At 41.6% G+C, this 15692-nt stretch carries 14 protein-coding genes; 8 read left to right on the forward strand and 6 right to left on the reverse strand.

Annotated elements, in window-relative coordinates:
* Positions 1-7 precede the first annotated feature (7 nt).
* Entirely contained in the window at positions 8-1147 is a 1140-nt protein-coding gene (locus ACQY4U_RS04845; protein WP_428328261.1) for an acyl-CoA dehydrogenase, read from the reverse strand.
* 665 nt (positions 1148-1812) lie between these two features.
* Between ACQY4U_RS04845 and ACQY4U_RS04850 the strand changes: the two genes are divergently transcribed.
* From ACQY4U_RS04850 to ACQY4U_RS04880, 7 genes are all read left to right on the forward strand, one after another.
* On the forward strand, positions 1813-3864 hold the full coding sequence (locus ACQY4U_RS04850) for a M13 family metallopeptidase (RefSeq protein ID WP_428328262.1): 2052 nt from the start codon (positions 1813-1815) through the stop codon (positions 3862-3864).
* A 127-nt stretch (positions 3865-3991) separates the two neighbouring features.
* The gene (locus ACQY4U_RS04855) at positions 3992-6046 is read left to right on the forward strand and encodes a M13 family metallopeptidase (protein WP_428328263.1); all 2055 of its coding nucleotides are present in this window, start codon (positions 3992-3994) and stop codon (positions 6044-6046) included.
* Between the two features lie 50 nt (positions 6047-6096).
* Positions 6097-6699 carry a nicotinamide riboside transporter PnuC gene (gene pnuC, locus ACQY4U_RS04860; RefSeq protein ID WP_428328264.1) on the forward strand — a complete coding sequence of 201 codons (603 nt, stop codon included), beginning with the start codon at positions 6097-6099 and terminating at the stop codon, positions 6697-6699.
* A 5-nt stretch (positions 6700-6704) separates the two neighbouring features.
* Positions 6705-7247 carry an AAA family ATPase gene (locus ACQY4U_RS04865; protein ID WP_428328265.1) on the forward strand — a complete coding sequence of 181 codons (543 nt, stop codon included), beginning with the start codon at positions 6705-6707 and terminating at the stop codon, positions 7245-7247.
* Positions 7248-7404: 157 nt separating this feature from the next.
* Positions 7405-7965: an RNA polymerase sigma factor gene (locus tag ACQY4U_RS04870; protein WP_428328266.1), complete on the forward strand. Its 561-nt coding sequence runs from the start codon at positions 7405-7407 to the stop codon at positions 7963-7965.
* Complete coding sequence (locus ACQY4U_RS04875; protein ID WP_428328267.1) at positions 7962-8525, forward strand: hypothetical protein; 564 nt, start codon at positions 7962-7964, stop codon at positions 8523-8525. The genes ACQY4U_RS04870 and ACQY4U_RS04875 overlap by 4 nt, the downstream gene beginning before the upstream one ends.
* On the forward strand, positions 8506-9819 hold the full coding sequence (locus ACQY4U_RS04880) for a hypothetical protein (protein ID WP_428328268.1): 1314 nt from the start codon (positions 8506-8508) through the stop codon (positions 9817-9819). Before ACQY4U_RS04875 ends, ACQY4U_RS04880 begins: the two co-directional genes overlap by 20 nt.
* A gap of 95 nt (positions 9820-9914) precedes the next feature.
* On the opposite strand, the gene ACQY4U_RS04885 is transcribed toward ACQY4U_RS04880, so the two are convergent.
* The 4 genes from ACQY4U_RS04885 to ACQY4U_RS04900 all read right to left on the reverse strand — a co-directional run bounded on the left by ACQY4U_RS04885 (position 9915) and on the right by ACQY4U_RS04900 (position 14104).
* Positions 9915-11102, reverse strand: coding sequence for a class I SAM-dependent rRNA methyltransferase (locus ACQY4U_RS04885; RefSeq protein ID WP_428329723.1), 1188 nt, complete (start codon positions 11100-11102; stop codon positions 9915-9917).
* Between the two features lie 107 nt (positions 11103-11209).
* Entirely contained in the window at positions 11210-12322 is a 1113-nt protein-coding gene (gene dinB / locus ACQY4U_RS04890; RefSeq protein ID WP_428328269.1) for a DNA polymerase IV, read from the reverse strand.
* Between the two features lie 57 nt (positions 12323-12379).
* Complete coding sequence (locus ACQY4U_RS04895) at positions 12380-12874, reverse strand: hypothetical protein (RefSeq protein ID WP_428328270.1); 495 nt, start codon at positions 12872-12874, stop codon at positions 12380-12382.
* 57 nt (positions 12875-12931) lie between these two features.
* The gene (locus ACQY4U_RS04900) at positions 12932-14104 is read right to left on the reverse strand and encodes a THUMP domain-containing class I SAM-dependent RNA methyltransferase (RefSeq protein WP_428328271.1); all 1173 of its coding nucleotides are present in this window, start codon (positions 14102-14104) and stop codon (positions 12932-12934) included.
* Between the two features lie 82 nt (positions 14105-14186).
* On the opposite strand from ACQY4U_RS04900, the gene ACQY4U_RS04905 reads away from it, so the two are divergent.
* The gene (locus ACQY4U_RS04905; RefSeq protein ID WP_428328272.1) at positions 14187-14549 is read left to right on the forward strand and encodes a DUF3127 domain-containing protein; all 363 of its coding nucleotides are present in this window, start codon (positions 14187-14189) and stop codon (positions 14547-14549) included.
* 117 nt (positions 14550-14666) lie between these two features.
* On the opposite strand, the gene ACQY4U_RS04910 is transcribed toward ACQY4U_RS04905, so the two are convergent.
* Complete coding sequence (locus tag ACQY4U_RS04910) at positions 14667-15509, reverse strand: T9SS type A sorting domain-containing protein (protein ID WP_428328273.1); 843 nt, start codon at positions 15507-15509, stop codon at positions 14667-14669.
* Between the last annotated feature and the right edge of the window lie 183 nt (positions 15510-15692).

The raw sequence follows: 15692 nt of genomic DNA on the forward strand, positions 1-15692 counted from the left end.
TGGCAAATTATTTCAATAATTCCCTCGATATGACAATTCTTTGAATCTCGGATGTACCCTCGTAGATCTGGGTGATCTTGGCATCGCGCATCAGGCGTTCCACATGGTATTCTTTCACAAAACCATAGCCACCATGAATCTGTACGGCCTCAATGGTAGTACGCATAGCTACTTCAGATGCATAGAGCTTTGCCATTGAGCTTGCCTGCGCATAAGGGAGGCCCTGGTCCTTTAACCAGGCTGCTTTTAAGCATAATAAACGGGCTGCTTCAATTTCGGTAGCCATATCGGCTAATTTAAACTGGGTGGCTTGTAAATCGGCAATGGCTTTGCCAAATGCCTTGCGCTCCTTTGAATATTGCAGGGCCAGCTCATAAGCGCCTGAGGCAATACCCAATGCCTGCGATGCAATGCCAATGCGGCCGCCTTCAAGAGTGGTCATGGCAAACTTAAACCCAAAACCTTCTTCGCCAATGCGGTTCTCTTTTGGTACTTTAACATCCGTAAACATGAGCGAGTGGGTATCAGAACCGCGGATGCCCATCTTATTTTCTTTTGCGCCAATTGTAAAGCCTTCCATTCCCTTTTCAACTATCAGGGCATTGATACCGTTATGCCTTTTTGCTGCATCGGTTTGGGCCATTACCAGGTAAGTTGAAGCGGAGTTACCGTTGGTGATCCAGTTTTTAACCCCGTTAAGCAGGTAATGATCGCCCATGTCAATGGCCGTAGTTTTTTGCGAGGTAGCATCTGATCCGGCTTCGGGCTCAGACAGGCAGAAAGCGCCTATTTTTTCGCCTTTGGCTAAAGGCACTAAATATTTTTCTTTCTGAAACTCGCTGCCAAATTTTTCCAGGCCATAACATATCAATGAATTATTTACCGATACCACTACCGAAGCCGAGGCGTCAATTTTTGATAATTCTTCCATCACCAAAACATAAGAGATGGCATCCATGCCGCTGCCACCATACTGTGGTGATACCATCATCCCTAAAAAGCCAAGTTCTCCCAGCATTTTGACTTGTTCGGCAGGAAATTTTTGATGTTCGTCGCGTTCAATTACGCCGGGTTTTAATTCGGTTTGCGCAAAGTCGCGCGCAGCCTGGCGGATCATTATTTGTTCTTCGGTCAGTTCAAAATACATGAATGGAAAATTGGTAGTCAAAAATAATACTATGCATACATAGTAAAAAATATATACATAAAAAAAAGAGAGCTCTATTGAAGCTCCCTTTCCCCTAATTAATTTAAACTATTGATTAAACCCAAAACAAAGAACAAAATACCTCAGCTTGGGCGTCTGAGAATTCAAAAACAAGTTTTTTATAGGTAGATGTTTTTATAATTTTCATCGGTAATATGCAGGGCTATTCACTTCATAACAAATGTTAAGCCAGTAATTTTTCAAGGCTGCTATTAACAATAGCAGCATATGGTAAAAGCTGCATAGTTCAGGTTGATTTAAAATTTATTTGCAATCAGCATGTGAATTTAAATAACAGCTGATTATGAGTTATTTATATATAAAATTGAGGCGTTTTGTTGCTTAATTCCTGAATAAACCGTGTTATACTGTTATAATAGTATTATCAATGCGTCAAAATTACACGCTGGGTTAATGTATCATTAATGTTACTTGTTTTGGCTCGTAAATTTTAATTTCCCCAAGCCGGCTGCATTATAATTACTGTTATTTAATGTTTATTTGTTCAGTAATTAAACAAATTGTACTGATTTAGGGTTCTTCAGTAAATTTATTGTCTAATATTTTGTACACTGACTGTATTTTATTTCCTACAAGTAAAACGTATGACCAACAAAACTGTAATAAACGCCTTAATGATAAGCATTGCGGCTTCTTTGTTTTTAAGTGCCTGCAAGGATAAAACAAAAGATTACGCCAAAAACGATATCATATTTAAAGATCTGGATACCACCGTAAAGCCCGGCGATGATTTTTTTCAATATGCAAACGGCGGCTGGCTCAAAAAAAATCCAATCCCGGCGGCATACGCATCATGGGGTATAGGCAATGTTGTTGAAGAGGAATTAAGGGACCGGCTAAAAAAAATAAATGAAGATGCTTTAAAAGCCAACGCCGAAAAGGGTAGCAACACCCAAAAAATCGGCGATTTTTATTACAGTGGTTTGGATACCGTTGATATTGAAAAGCAGGGCCTTGATCCGCTAAAAGCCGAATTAAATAAAATAGATGCGGTAAAGGATGTTAAAGGCCTGGTTGATGAGTTTGCCCACCTTACCAATATTGGCGTTGAAACTCCTATATCATTAGGTGTTGGGCAGGATGCTAAAAACAGTAATAAAAACCTTTTGCAACTTTACCAGGGCGGCATTGGCTTACCCAACCGCGATTACTACTTCAATACCGACCAGCACAGTGTTGATATTCGTACCGATTACCAAACAAAGCATTTACCGGTTATTTTCAAGTTATCGGGCTTAAGCGCTGATGCGGCTGTTACAGTAAGCAACAAAACCTATGCAATGGAGAAGTTTTTTGCTGACAGTTCCAGGAAATTAGAAGACCTGCGCGATCCTTATCGTAACTACAACAAAATGCCTTTGGCTGGCTTGAGCAAACTAACCCCGCTTATTGACTGGAAAAGCACATTTGAAAAAATGGACTACAAAAATGTAGATACAGTTATAGTTGGCCAGCCAGAATATTACCGCGCCTTAAATAAGGCCCTTGTTAATTACAGCATCAGCGATTGGCAAAACTATTTACGTAAAAACCTCATCATCGCTTTTGCATCGTACCTGAGCAAACCCTTTGATAGTGAGATCTTCAGGTTTTACGGAACAGTATTAAGCGGTAATAAAGAACAGCTACCCCGCTGGAAACGTGTATTGGATACCGAAAACGGCCTGATGGGTGAGGTATTAGGGCAGATATTTGTAAAAGAATATTTCCCCGAAAAAACCAAACAACGGTATGTTGATCTGGTTGAGGCCATGCGCACCAGTTTTAAGGAGCATATTAAAAAGCTGGACTGGATGAGTGAGCAAACCAAGCAAAAGGCTTACGATAAATTATCAAAAGTAAACCCTAAGGTGGGGTACCCTGATCATTGGAAAGATTTTTCGAGCCTTACTATTGACCGCGGACCGTATGCCTTAAATGTAATGCGCGCCAATACTTTTTGGCACGAGTACGATGCCGCCAAATTAGGTAAGCCTGTTGACCGTACCGAATGGGGGATGACACCGCAAACCTATAATGCTTATTACAACCCATCAAATAATGAAATTGTGCTGCCTGCTGCGCAGTTCACCATTCCGGGTATAAAAGATGAGGATGTGGACGATGCCGTTGTTTACGGTTATGCAGCCGCATCAACCATTGGTCACGAAATGACACATGGCTTTGATGATAACGGCCGCCAGTACGATGGCCAGGGAAATTTAAAAGAATGGTGGCTACCATCAGATTCGGTGAAATTTACCCAGCGTGCCCAGGTGCTTATTAACCAGTTTAACGGTTATACCATTTATGGCCTGCATGTAAACGGCAAAGCCACACAAGGCGAAAATATTGCCGATTTAGGGGGTATAGTTATTGGCTTGGACGCCTTTAAAAAGACAGATCAATATAAACAAGGTAAGCTGATAAACGGATTTACACCGATACAGCGATTTTTCCTGGGTTATGCATTGGGCTGGCTTGGGCAGGAAAGAAAGGAATCATTATCCAGCCAGATCCTAACTAACGAGCATGCCCCAGGCTTTATGCGCGTTAATGGTCCGTTTACTGATGTGCCTGAGTTTTATGAAGCCTTCCATATTAAAAAGGGCGATAAAATGTGGATCGATCCTGATAAAAGGGTGAAGATTTGGTAGTAAACCAAAAATTACAGAGTAAACAGGCGCAATTTATTGCGCCTGTTTTATTTTATACGTTTATTATTTGCAATGGCCTAAAGTTCAATTGCAAATTTTAATTAAGTTTGTTTTACAACTGATCATTATGCGGGACATCAACAAAAAACCGGCTCTTTATATAGCCATTGCAGCGGCATTTACTTTATGCGCTTACCAGGCAAAAAAAATAATTGATAACCCCGACGATCCTATCTACAAAAATATTGATGCAGCGGTTAGTCCCGGCACTGATTTTTTTATGTACGCCAATGGTACGTGGATAAAAAAGAATCCTATCCCCGCAGCATACTCAAGCTGGGGCATTGGTAATGAGGTTACCGAAGAGATCCGCGAGCGTTTAAGAAAAATAAATGAGGATGCTTTAAAGGCAAATGCCCCCAAGGGATCAACCACCCAAAAAATAGGCGATTTTTATTACAGCGGGCTTGATAGTGCAGGCATTGAGCAGGCGGGCATTGCACCGCTAAAAGCACAGCTGGCAATTATTGATGCCGCAAAAAATGAGCAGGATATTTTAAATGCATCAGCAGCATTAACAACCGTAGGCATCCGTACTTTTATTGGGATGTACGTTGGGCAGGATGATAAGAACAGCTCAAAAATGATGGTGCAATTAGGGCAGGCAGGCTTGGGTTTGCCTAACCGCGATTATTACTTTAAAACCGATACCCGCACCACCCGTATCCGTATTGATTACCAGGCAAAATACTTACCTACGCTGCTTTCGCTCTCCGGCGTGGATGAGAAGGCGGCAATAGCCGGGGCAAAAAGCGCTTTCGATATTGAAAAGTTTTTGGCTGATAGCAGCCGTAAACTCGAGGCCCTGCGCGATCCGTATACCAATTATAATAAAATGTCTGTTGCCGGGTTAAACAAATTAACACCGGGCATTGACTGGAATATCCTTTTCAAAAAATTAGAATTAAAACCGGTTGATACAGTTATAGTTGGTCAGCCGGAATATTACAGGGCGGTTGATAAAGCTTTAAAAACTTTTGCAGTGGCAGACTGGAAAGCATACCTGCGTTTAAAGCTGCTTGCAGCTTATGCGCCTTATTTAAACAACGCGCTGGTTACTGAAAACTTCCGCTTTACAGGCAAAACCCTGCGCGGGCAAAAAGAACAGCTACCCCGCTGGAAACGTGTTTTGGATACCGAGAACGGCCTGATGGGCGAATTGCTGGGCCAGTTGTTTGTTAAGGAATACTTTTCGCCAAAAAGTAAAGAAAGATACCTTGCCGAGGTTGAAGCTATCCGCCAGGCCTACCGCGAACATATTATGAAGTTAGATTGGATGAGTGCCGAAACCAAGCAGAAAGCGCTTGCTAAGTTAAACGCTATCCATCCTAAAGTTGGTTATCCTGATCAGTGGAAGGATTTTTCGGCATTGATGATCAGCCGCGAATCCTATGCAGGCAATGTGATGAATGCGCGGCACTGGGGTTATCTCTTCGCCATTAATAAATTGGGCAAACCGGTTGACCACAAAGAGTGGAACATGACACCGCAAACCTATAATGCAAATTACAGCCCATCAAATAACGAGATCACCTTGCCGGCTGCACAGCTGCTGATCCCCGGTATAAAAGATGCCGATGTGGATGATGCCATGGCTTATGGCTATGTAGCGGCATCGGTAATAGGCCACGAAATTACGCATGGCTTTGACGATGAAGGTCGTCTGTATGATGCTAAAGGCAACTTAAAAGCATGGTGGACACCGCAGGATTCGGTAAAGTTTACCCAGCGCGCCCAAAAATTAGTTGATCAGTTTAACGGGTATGTAGTGCTGGATAGCCTGCATATAAACGGCAAGGCTACCCTTGGCGAGAACATTGCCGATCTTGGTGGTATTGTTTTGGGTATTGATGCCTTTAAAAAGACCAAACAATATAAAGAAGGGAAGCTGATAAACGGCTTTACACCTATGCAGCGTTTCTTTTTGGGCTATGCCCTGAGCTGGCTTGGGCATGAGCGCGAGGAGGTATTAGCCAACCAGATTCTTACCGATGTACATGCACCCGGGTTTTTACGGGTAAATGTACCCCTAACTGATATTCCTGAATTTTACGAGGCATTTCACATCAAAAAAGGCGATAAGATGTGGGTAGAGCCCGATAAGCGGGTAACTATATGGTAAGCTTTACACTGCCTTTAAGCGGGGCTTAAAAAGTTTATTTATATTTGAACATGCAGCTATTACACACCATTCACCAATGGATGATGCAGCAAACCTTGCTGGAAACTATTGGCGTAATTACCGGGCTTTTATGCGTTTACCTGGCTGCCAAAAACAATATCTGGAACTGGCCGATCGCTATTATCAGTGTGGGTATTTACATCTTTATTTTTTTTGATGCGCGCCTTTATGCCGATATGGGGCTGCAGTTTTATTTTATGGCCATGAATTTTTATGGCTGGTATTATTGGAGCCGCAAACCCGCAACAGAAAACAAGGCCCCTGTTTTGCTCATCACCAAAAAGGAAGTTATTTTTTCAGTAATAGCCATTATTATATTTACCTATATATTAGGCTCTATATTAAAACTTACGCCTGCATCTTATCCTTTTATTGATAGTTTTTGTACGGCTTGCAGCTTAATAGCGCAGGTGCTTTTGGCCCGCAAGGTTTTAGAAAACTGGCTGATATGGATCTTTGTTGATGTAATTTATGTAGGCGTTTATATATTTAAGGGCCTGCATTTAACAGCAGTTATGTATGCAGTATTTGTTGCCATTGCCGTATTAGGCTATATCGACTGGAAAAAAGACTATAAAAAACAGGCTGCTTAACTCAAATGGAAAATACAGTATCCCCCATAAAAAAAATAGCGGTAGTTGGCCCTGAGTCAACCGGTAAATCAACCATGTCTGCTTACCTGGCAAAGCATTACCAAACTATTTGGGTACCCGAATATGCCCGTGAGTATTGCGAAAAGCTAACCGAGCCGCCAACCTGGCAGGATGAGATCAATATGTTTTACGGCCAGTTGGCTTTAGAAGCCGGGATGCAGCCGCAGGCTAACAAACTGCTGATATGCGATACTACTTTTATTACGGTAAAGATCTGGAGTGATCAGATGTTTGGCAGTTCGCCGCAGGAAGTTTTGGACGAACTCCCTAAACGCCCTTATGATCTTTATCTGCTTTTAAATATCGACCTGCCCTGGGAAGAAGACCCGCTGCGTGATTTCCCCGAAATGCGCGAACATTTTATGGATGTTTGGTATAAAGAATTAGATGCTTTAAACGCTAACTATAAAGTTATCTCGGGTATAGGCCCTGAAAGGTACCAAGGTGCCGTAGCGGCTATAGATGATTTTTTGAAGACCGCTGTCTGAATCAGAATTTACAGGATTTTAGAATTAACAGAATGGTACAGGAATTCTGCCAATTCTAAAATCCTGTAAATTCTGGTCCAGATAATTAAATTCTTTTGCGTCCACATGCAACGTTGCAAAAAACACTGCGTCATATAACATGCAAGCTGATTAAAATTTGGAAGCCGTATATGTAGATAAGCACTACAACCTGGTGGTTGAGTGTAAGCAGGGGAGTAAAAAAGCCTGTCATGAGTTGTATAAGCTATATGCTAAAGCGATGTTGAACGTCGCCTTTAGGATAGTGGGAAATATTGCCGAAGCCGAAGACGTATTACAGGAAGCATTTGTTGATGCATTTAGTAAGCTGAAGGATTTTAGGCAGGATACCACTTTTGGGCTATGGCTTAAACAAATTGTTGTTAACCGGTCAATAAACCTGTTGCGCAAACGCAAAATGGAATTTATTGAAATGGAAGGCGACCAGTTGGAGAACATACCCGATGAGGAATTTGACGACCAGGAAGAAACCCAGTACCAGGCAGCAAGGGTTAAAGAAGCGATGAAAGATTTACCCGAAGGTTACCGGGTAGTAATATCACTTTACCTGTTGGAAGGTTATGACCATGAAGAAATAGGACAGATACTAAATATATCAGAAAATACCTCAAGAACCCAGTTTTTGAGGGCAAAAAGAAAACTTGTTGAAATTTTAAAAAGAAAGGGAATTACATCATGAGCAAGCGATTAGAGGATTTCATGAAAATGAACCGGGAAGAATTTGATGACCTTGAGCCATCGGCAGATTTATGGAGCCGGATTGAAAAACAGTTGCCGGTACAGGAAGGCGAGCCAAAAAAGCGCGAAACCAAAACATTTTCGTTAGGGTTTGTATTAAGTGTAGCGGCAAGCGTAATAGTAGTGATGGGTATTGGGTTTTCTTTATTCCTGCACAGCCAGAAAAATGGAAAAGTTGATTTTGCAGCCATTAACCCGGTTTATGCACAGCAACAGGTGCAGTATACCTCGATGATTGAAACCAAGCGAACGGAATTGAAATCGCTGGCACAGTCTGACCCGCAATTATACAAGGAGTTTAGTGCCGAGATTGCCAAAATGGATTCGACCTATAAAAAACTGAACAGCGATTTAGCCACCAGCCCTAACCAGGAACGTGTGCTGCACGCCATGATCCGCAATTTGCAGATCCAAACCGAAGTGCTTAACCAGCAGCTAAGTGTGGTTGAGCAGTTTAACAAAGAGAAAAAAGATCAAAAAAATGAAATCAAAAATATTTAAGCCTCTTTTATTTATACTGGCAGCCCTTTTTGCTGCCAATGCAGGCTTTGCGCAAAATACTAATGTTGCTGTCACTACTAAAGCTAGTTCAGTATCGGTTAACACCAGGTTTAATGATAAGGATTTCCAGGTAGCGATGGACGATCTGAACAAGGAGCTTAAAGCCGGGTTAAAAGACCTGGGTAAAACCATTTCGCTTACGGTAAACAATGTTACCTCAAAAATGAACCTTGACCTTGGCGACTTAGGCTCCTCAATTAATTTAGAGGTAGATCCAAAAATAGCGGTGAACCTTGGCGATCTGAATAAAGATCTGAACATCAGTATTTCTGGGGATAATGGTGATGACAATAATGAAGATGCAGCACAGTCTGTCAGGATTAAAAACCATAGCAAAAGCTACCCGGTTGATGGTAATGACCGTATCAGGCTGAGTAACCAGTACGGTAAAATAACAGTTAACACCTGGGACAGGCACGAGATTAAGGTTGATATACAGATAAAAGCAGAAGCCGGGAATGAAGATGATGCACAGAAACTGGTAGATGCCGTGCAGATCAGCGATAGTAAAAACGGAGACCAGGTTTCATTCAGAACTTCGATAGAGCGGAATAACAATGGTTCGTGGAGCCTGTTTAATTGGGGTGGTAGCAGTAAAAAGCATAAGCTTACCATAAACTATGTAGTTTTTATGCCTGCCAAAAATGATTTAAATGTAGAGGATAGCTATGGATCTATCGAATTGCCTGATCTTGAAGGGCGTGTAAAGATCAGTTCATCATACGGTAGCGTATCTGCACAAAACCTTTCAAATGCATCAAACGATATTGAAGGTAGTTACGGCAGTTTAAAAATAGCTAATATGAACGGCGGTAAATTAGATTATTCGTACGGAAACGCGGAGATTGAAGATTGCACTAACTTGAAAGCCGATTTAAGCTATGGCTCATTTAAATTGGGCAGAATAAGGGGCACTGCTGAATTTAACCTTTCGTACGTGGGTGGCTTTAAAATAGGCGAGTTGGCTAATTCCTTAAAAAAGCTGAGCATTGATGCCTCTTACTCTGGTGTGGCATTGGGTGTGCCGGCAGGTAATAACTTTGATTTTGATATAACTACATCTTACGGTGGGTTTAACTATAATGATGATAAGGTAACTATTACCAGTAAAACCCCGCCAGATGGAAGCAGGCACATTGGCACTACCCGCAATTATAAAGGCCATGTAGGCAAGGGCAGCAGCGAGGCAAGGGTAAATATCCAAACCAGCTACGGCGGCGTTAACTTTGAATAAGCACTTATTAAACTATTAATATACAAAGCCCCATAAAGTTTAAACTTTATGGGGCTTTTTTATTGTCGTTTACTGGTACAGGTAAATTAATTCTATTAAAACACCCGGCACAATAATCCTTTCAAATATTCCCCTTCAGGGAAGGATGATCTTAAGGGGTGATCTTCGGGCTGGCAAAACTGGTGGATAAACTGAACCTGTTTACCGGCATCTAATGCGGCCCAGGCAATAACCTGTTTAAAGGTTTCCATATTCATGGCTCCCGAGCAGGAATAGGTTGCCAGTAAGCCGCCTTTATTTAATAACAGCATCCCTAAGCGGTTCAGGTCTTTATAAGCCCTTGAAGCCTTATCCAACGCTGAGCGCGACGGTGCATATTTTGGCGGATCGAGTACTACAATATCAAAAAACGCACCCTCTTCCCTGAATTTGCGCAGCTGCTTATTAACGTCAGATGCAATGGTACTTACTTTACCGGCATCAAATTTATTCAGTAAAACATTTTCTTTTAAAGTATCAATGGCCAGTACAGAACTATCAACCGCGGTAACCGATGCCGCACCATTTTGCAGGCTGTTTAAAGTAAAACCACCGGTATAGCTAAAGCAATCCAGTACGTTTTTTCCTTTGGCGTAAGCTGCTACAATTTTGCGGTTATCGCGCTGATCGCAGTAAAAGCCTGATTTTTGGCCTTCGGCGATGTTGATGTTATAAACGATGCCGTTTTCAATCACTTCAACCCTTGCAGGCGGATGGCTTCCGGCTAATACAATATTCTGCGTTTCCAAACCCTCGTGCCCGCGCGATGAAGCATCGCTTTTATCAAAAATACTTAGCGGTTTTAAAAGGGTGTTCAGCTCGTCAATAATGGCGGGCATCATTTTTTCAATGCCCGATGTAAGTACCTGTACAGCCAGGTGATCGGCGTATTTATCAACAATTAATCCCGGCAGGTAATCCGATTCACTGAATATTAAACGGCAGGTATTGGTAACACCAGCTATCAATACATTATCCCTGCTGGCAACGGCCTCTTTTACTTTATTGCGGAACCACTGCTCATCAATCACCACATTTTCGTCCCACTCCAAAAGGCGCAATGCCACGCGCGACTGATCGTTATAAAAACCATAAGCCATAAAAGCGCCTTTAGCATCAATCAGTTTTACAATTTCGCCATTTTCGGGTTTTCCTTTTACTTTTTCAATCGCTCCGGAAAATACCCAGGGGTGGCGGTGTAAAACTGCTTTCTCTTTGCCTTTCTTTAATATAACATCAATCATGGGTGCAAAGGTAATAAACCCTGTGGAAATCCCTTTCACCTGTATAATTGCAATAAGTGTACAAGAATCTATTGTAAAGACACCATAGTTCCTGACTATTTGGACTATTAAAAGGGGAATAATTTTAGCTGGTCGGTAGGTTTTTCTTCTCTTTGCTTCGCGACAATCTCTCCGAAGTTGGAGAGCGAAATACCCAGCAGCCTGATCTTTTTATCTTCGGGCTGGGTTGCGGCTAACAGTTTTTTTGCGGTGACGCATACCGTTTCCAGGTCGTTTACACCAACGGGGTATGATTGATTGCGGGTGATCTGCTTAAAATCGCTGTATTTTATTTTAAGGGTGATAGTGCGGCCTTTTAACTGGTAATTTTGCAGGCGGTTGCAAACGGTAGCGGCAATTTTATCCAGCTCGGCTTCCATTTCTTCTATGGTGGTAAGGTCGTAGGCAAAGGTATCTTCGGCAGCTAATGATTTTGTTTCGCGATGAGGCTGCACTTCGCGGTTATCAATGCCACGCACGATGAGGTAGTAAAACCGGCCTGCTTTGCCAAAGTGTTTGCTTAAATCATCTTCGCTGAGTTTTTTCAGGTCCTCGCCGGTATGCAGGCCCATGTTCTTCATTTTTTGGGCAGTTACTTTGCCTACGCCAAAAAACTTTTCAACAGGGAGCTTCTCCATAAAAGCCTCAATGGTTGATGGTCCTATAAACTTTAAACCATCGGGTTTATTAATATCCGAAGCTATTTTGGCAACAAACTTATTGATGGACACCCCTGCCGATGCGGTGAGCTGTAACTCATCTTTAATGGCTTGTTTTATCTGCTGAGCTATTTCAATGGCCGAGCCAATGTTCAGCTTATCATTAGTAACATCAAGGTAGGCTTCATCAAGCGAGAGTGGTTCGATCAGATCGGTATACCTGCTGAATATTTCCCTGATCTTTTGCGAAACCTCCTTATAGGCAGCAAACCGTGGGCGAACAAACAAGGCAGCGGGACAAAGCTGTAATGCTTTTTTTGAAGGCATTGCCGAGCGGATGCCAAACTTGCGGGCTTCGTAACTGGCCGTTGCCACAACCCCTCCACGCCCTTCGGGCAGGCCGCCTACCACTAATGGTTTGCCGCGGTATTCGGGATTGTCACGCTGCTCAACAGACGCGTAAAAGGCATCCATATCAATATGGATGATCTTACGGTAATTTTGATCGGCGTTTTTTTCCATTTCTGTATAACAACCCCTTTAATACAAATATAGGGGCAATTGGTATACAATTAGGGTTTACTGCACGTCGTAATTAATCATTACCGTTGGCAGCAGGGTAGCTAAGTTAAGCGGGATCTGATCGGTTGAAAAAATGGGCTTGCGGTTAGTGATATAGTCATAAACAGCTTTTCGCAACTCGGCGCTTTGCGTTTCCGGAGCATTAAAGCTATAGGAAAAGGCCAGTATAAAATCGTTTGATTTTTCGTGATCAGGAATGATCCACTTATGGTTTGATTTTTTTAGGGCCTCAATAATTGGCGGTACCAAAACGGCATCATCTGCATAGTAAATAACTATTTTGGTAATAGTGCCTTTAATATCGGCAGTAAATTTAAAAATAACGGTACCGGTAGCCTTTTTTTGGATGATCTCGGGCGATGCGGCCAGGTTCTCCTTAAAAAAGCGGGTCATTATATCCTTGCCTCCCTGAAAAGGGAAAGCAAGTTGTTCCTGTGCCATGCAGCAAACCGATAATAGCAATGCCGCAGCAGATAATATGATCTTTTTCATTATTAGTATTTGTAATTACCGGCATGCTGCAATTAAATCAGGCAGCCGGCATTTAAATTAAACCTCCCTTGGTTCTCTTTTGGTACCTTCATACAGCTCATACTCTAATAAGCGGCAATCAAGCTTACCATTATAAAACTCAACTTTACGGGCGGCACGTAAACCTATTTTTTTTGCCAGATCGGGGTTTCCTGTAAAAATATAACCCCTGTAACCCAGGCAATCTTTTTTCATAAAATCGCCAATACGTTTGTAAGTCGCTTCTAATTTGGTATGCACACCAAGTCGCTCACCATATTCAGGGTTAAACATTACAATACCGGCTTCGGCCGGTACAGGCGTATCTGCAAAGTCACAAACACTAAATTCAATTAAATGTTCTACTCCGGCAGTTTTAGCATTTTTTTGAGCAATATCTACAGCGTCTTCAGATATATCGGTAGCGATGATCTTAAAGCCTGTTTCTTTCTTTGCTTTATCCTTAAGTTTTCTACGTTCGGCAAAAAATACGGTTTCATCATAGCCCATAATGTGCATAAAACCATAATTCATCCTGAACAGGCCGGGGTGTTTATCGGTTGCTAATAAAGCAGCTTCAATAGCTAAGGTACCTGAGCCGCACATGGGGTTAATAAATGTGCTTTTACGGTCCCAATGGGTAGCCATAATGGTTGATGTAGCCAAAGCCTCAAGCATTGGCGCTTTACCTGGTATTTTACGGTAGCTGTGCTTTGCCAGGGTTTCGCCAGATGTATCTAAAAATATATCGGCCTCATTATCCTGCCAGTAAAGGTGTACAACTGTTTTATTTGATTCGGCACCCGAGTTTGGACGCAGGCCTTTTATTGACTTTATCCTGTCGGCAATGGCATCCTTAACTTTAACGTTTGCAAAAAGAGGGGTAAGTATATGCTCGTTGTTAACGTTTGAGGTTACGGAAAAATAGCCCGAAAAATCAATCAGTTTTTCCCATTCAATGGTAACCAATTCATCATAAAGTTCTTTTGGATCTTCGGCGTTAAAGCTCTTTATTAAATACAGTATCTGGCTGGCACAACGTAAATTGAGGTTGAGCGAAATACAATCTGTAACTGTACCTAACAGTTCAATTCCGGTTGGAAAAACGCGGACAGGTTTAAAGCCCAGCTCTTCAACCTCTTGTTGAAGATATGAGGATAACCTTTTATTACAGGTTATGATGATTTTACTTTCAGTGTGGAAAACTTGCATGATATTTTGCGAATTTATGAAATTAAATACGCCCTATTTTATTTCTTATCTATTAACTTTACATTTTTAATTTTTGAAACTTATGGAAATTAAGGGTAAGGTATATGAAGTGGCGCCAACCGTACAGGTTACTGACTCACTAAAGAAGAGAGAACTGATACTTGAATACATCGAAAATCCGCAATATCCGGAGTATTTAAAGTTTGAAGCTATACAGGATCGTTGTAATTTATTAGATACTGTTAAAGTTGGTGATGACGTTGAAGTTTTCTTCAATTTAAAAGGCCGCCCGTGGACTGATAAGGCGGGCAAAAAGAGTTATTTTAACTCGTTACAATTATGGAAAGTAAATGTATTGGCCGGTGCCGGTGCAAGCACAACTCCCGAATATGCTCCACCAGCCGACATCAGCGCTTCAGCTGATGAAGATGATCTGCCTTTCTAATCAATTTACGGTTGTTAACCGTAAATCTATTTAAAGCATAGATAATAAACCTGAATAGAAAATGGCCTTTCAAAACTGAAAGGCCATTTGTATTTAAATATGGGGGATGAATTTTAATTACTCACCCCTGAATATTCTTTTCAGTACAACGTCTTTACCTTGTTTTACCTGCAGGTAGTAAACACCGTTTAAGCCAAGCCCGAATGATTTGCTGAAGCTGCCGTTTACGGCTTTATCGCTCCAGATCAGTTTGCCTTCGCTGTCTTTAAGTTTTACTTCGGCAATGGTTTTTGCAGGTAAATTAAACATTACCACTACTTTGCCCGATGTAAATTGTGGAACGATGTTCAGGTCCCTTAACTCAAGATTAGCTTCCTCAACGCGGGCAATTTCTTTTAACATCTCTCTGGATGCTTCAGAAACCTGGAAATAAGCGTGGGTATTTATACCGTCTTTATCGGTAGTTACATAGTCAAAATCCTGGCTGTTCCTTACATCGGGTCCATTTCCCAAAAACTGGCCATCCATTCTCCTGTCCCTTGGTCCGCCATTCTCATCGTTAAAACGATAAGCCATGCCCGGGTTTTTCCGGTGCCTTACAAACCTTACCTGCACACCGTTACTTGTGCTATCCCTCATGGCCATGTCTTCAACTATCGTTGGCATATTGTCACTGCCGCCGGGTGTTCTTCTAACTTCTACACGGTCTAATCTTAACTCGTGCCTGTTATTATCGGCAGGCAGGCTGCCAATGGTGTTAATATCCTTTAAGGCTTTCTTTTTGTCTTTGGCCGATAGATCTTTAATATTTTTACCGTTAATGGTAGTATCGCCGTTTTGTATTTTTATTTCCAGCTCATTTTGAGTTTGGGCTAACAGCACGGGGGGTAAGGCAAGTATCGCAATTAAACTAAGCGAAAAAACAAATTCGAAACCGGGTTTTAATGAGAACTTTTTCATTGTGGGGTATATTGGTTATTTTTAAATGAAACTTAAATAAGCGCCATATTATTGTAAGCGAATAGCAATGTTACAATTAATAATGTATTTAGTATATCAAATTTAGCAAACAACTATATTTCAATTGGTTAAATGTAGGTTATAAATTGTTAAAATTTGTTAAAAGCATAATATGTCCGCTTA

The organism is Mucilaginibacter sp., assembly GCF_965277465.1.
Lineage (GTDB): Bacteria > Bacteroidota > Bacteroidia > Sphingobacteriales > Sphingobacteriaceae > Mucilaginibacter.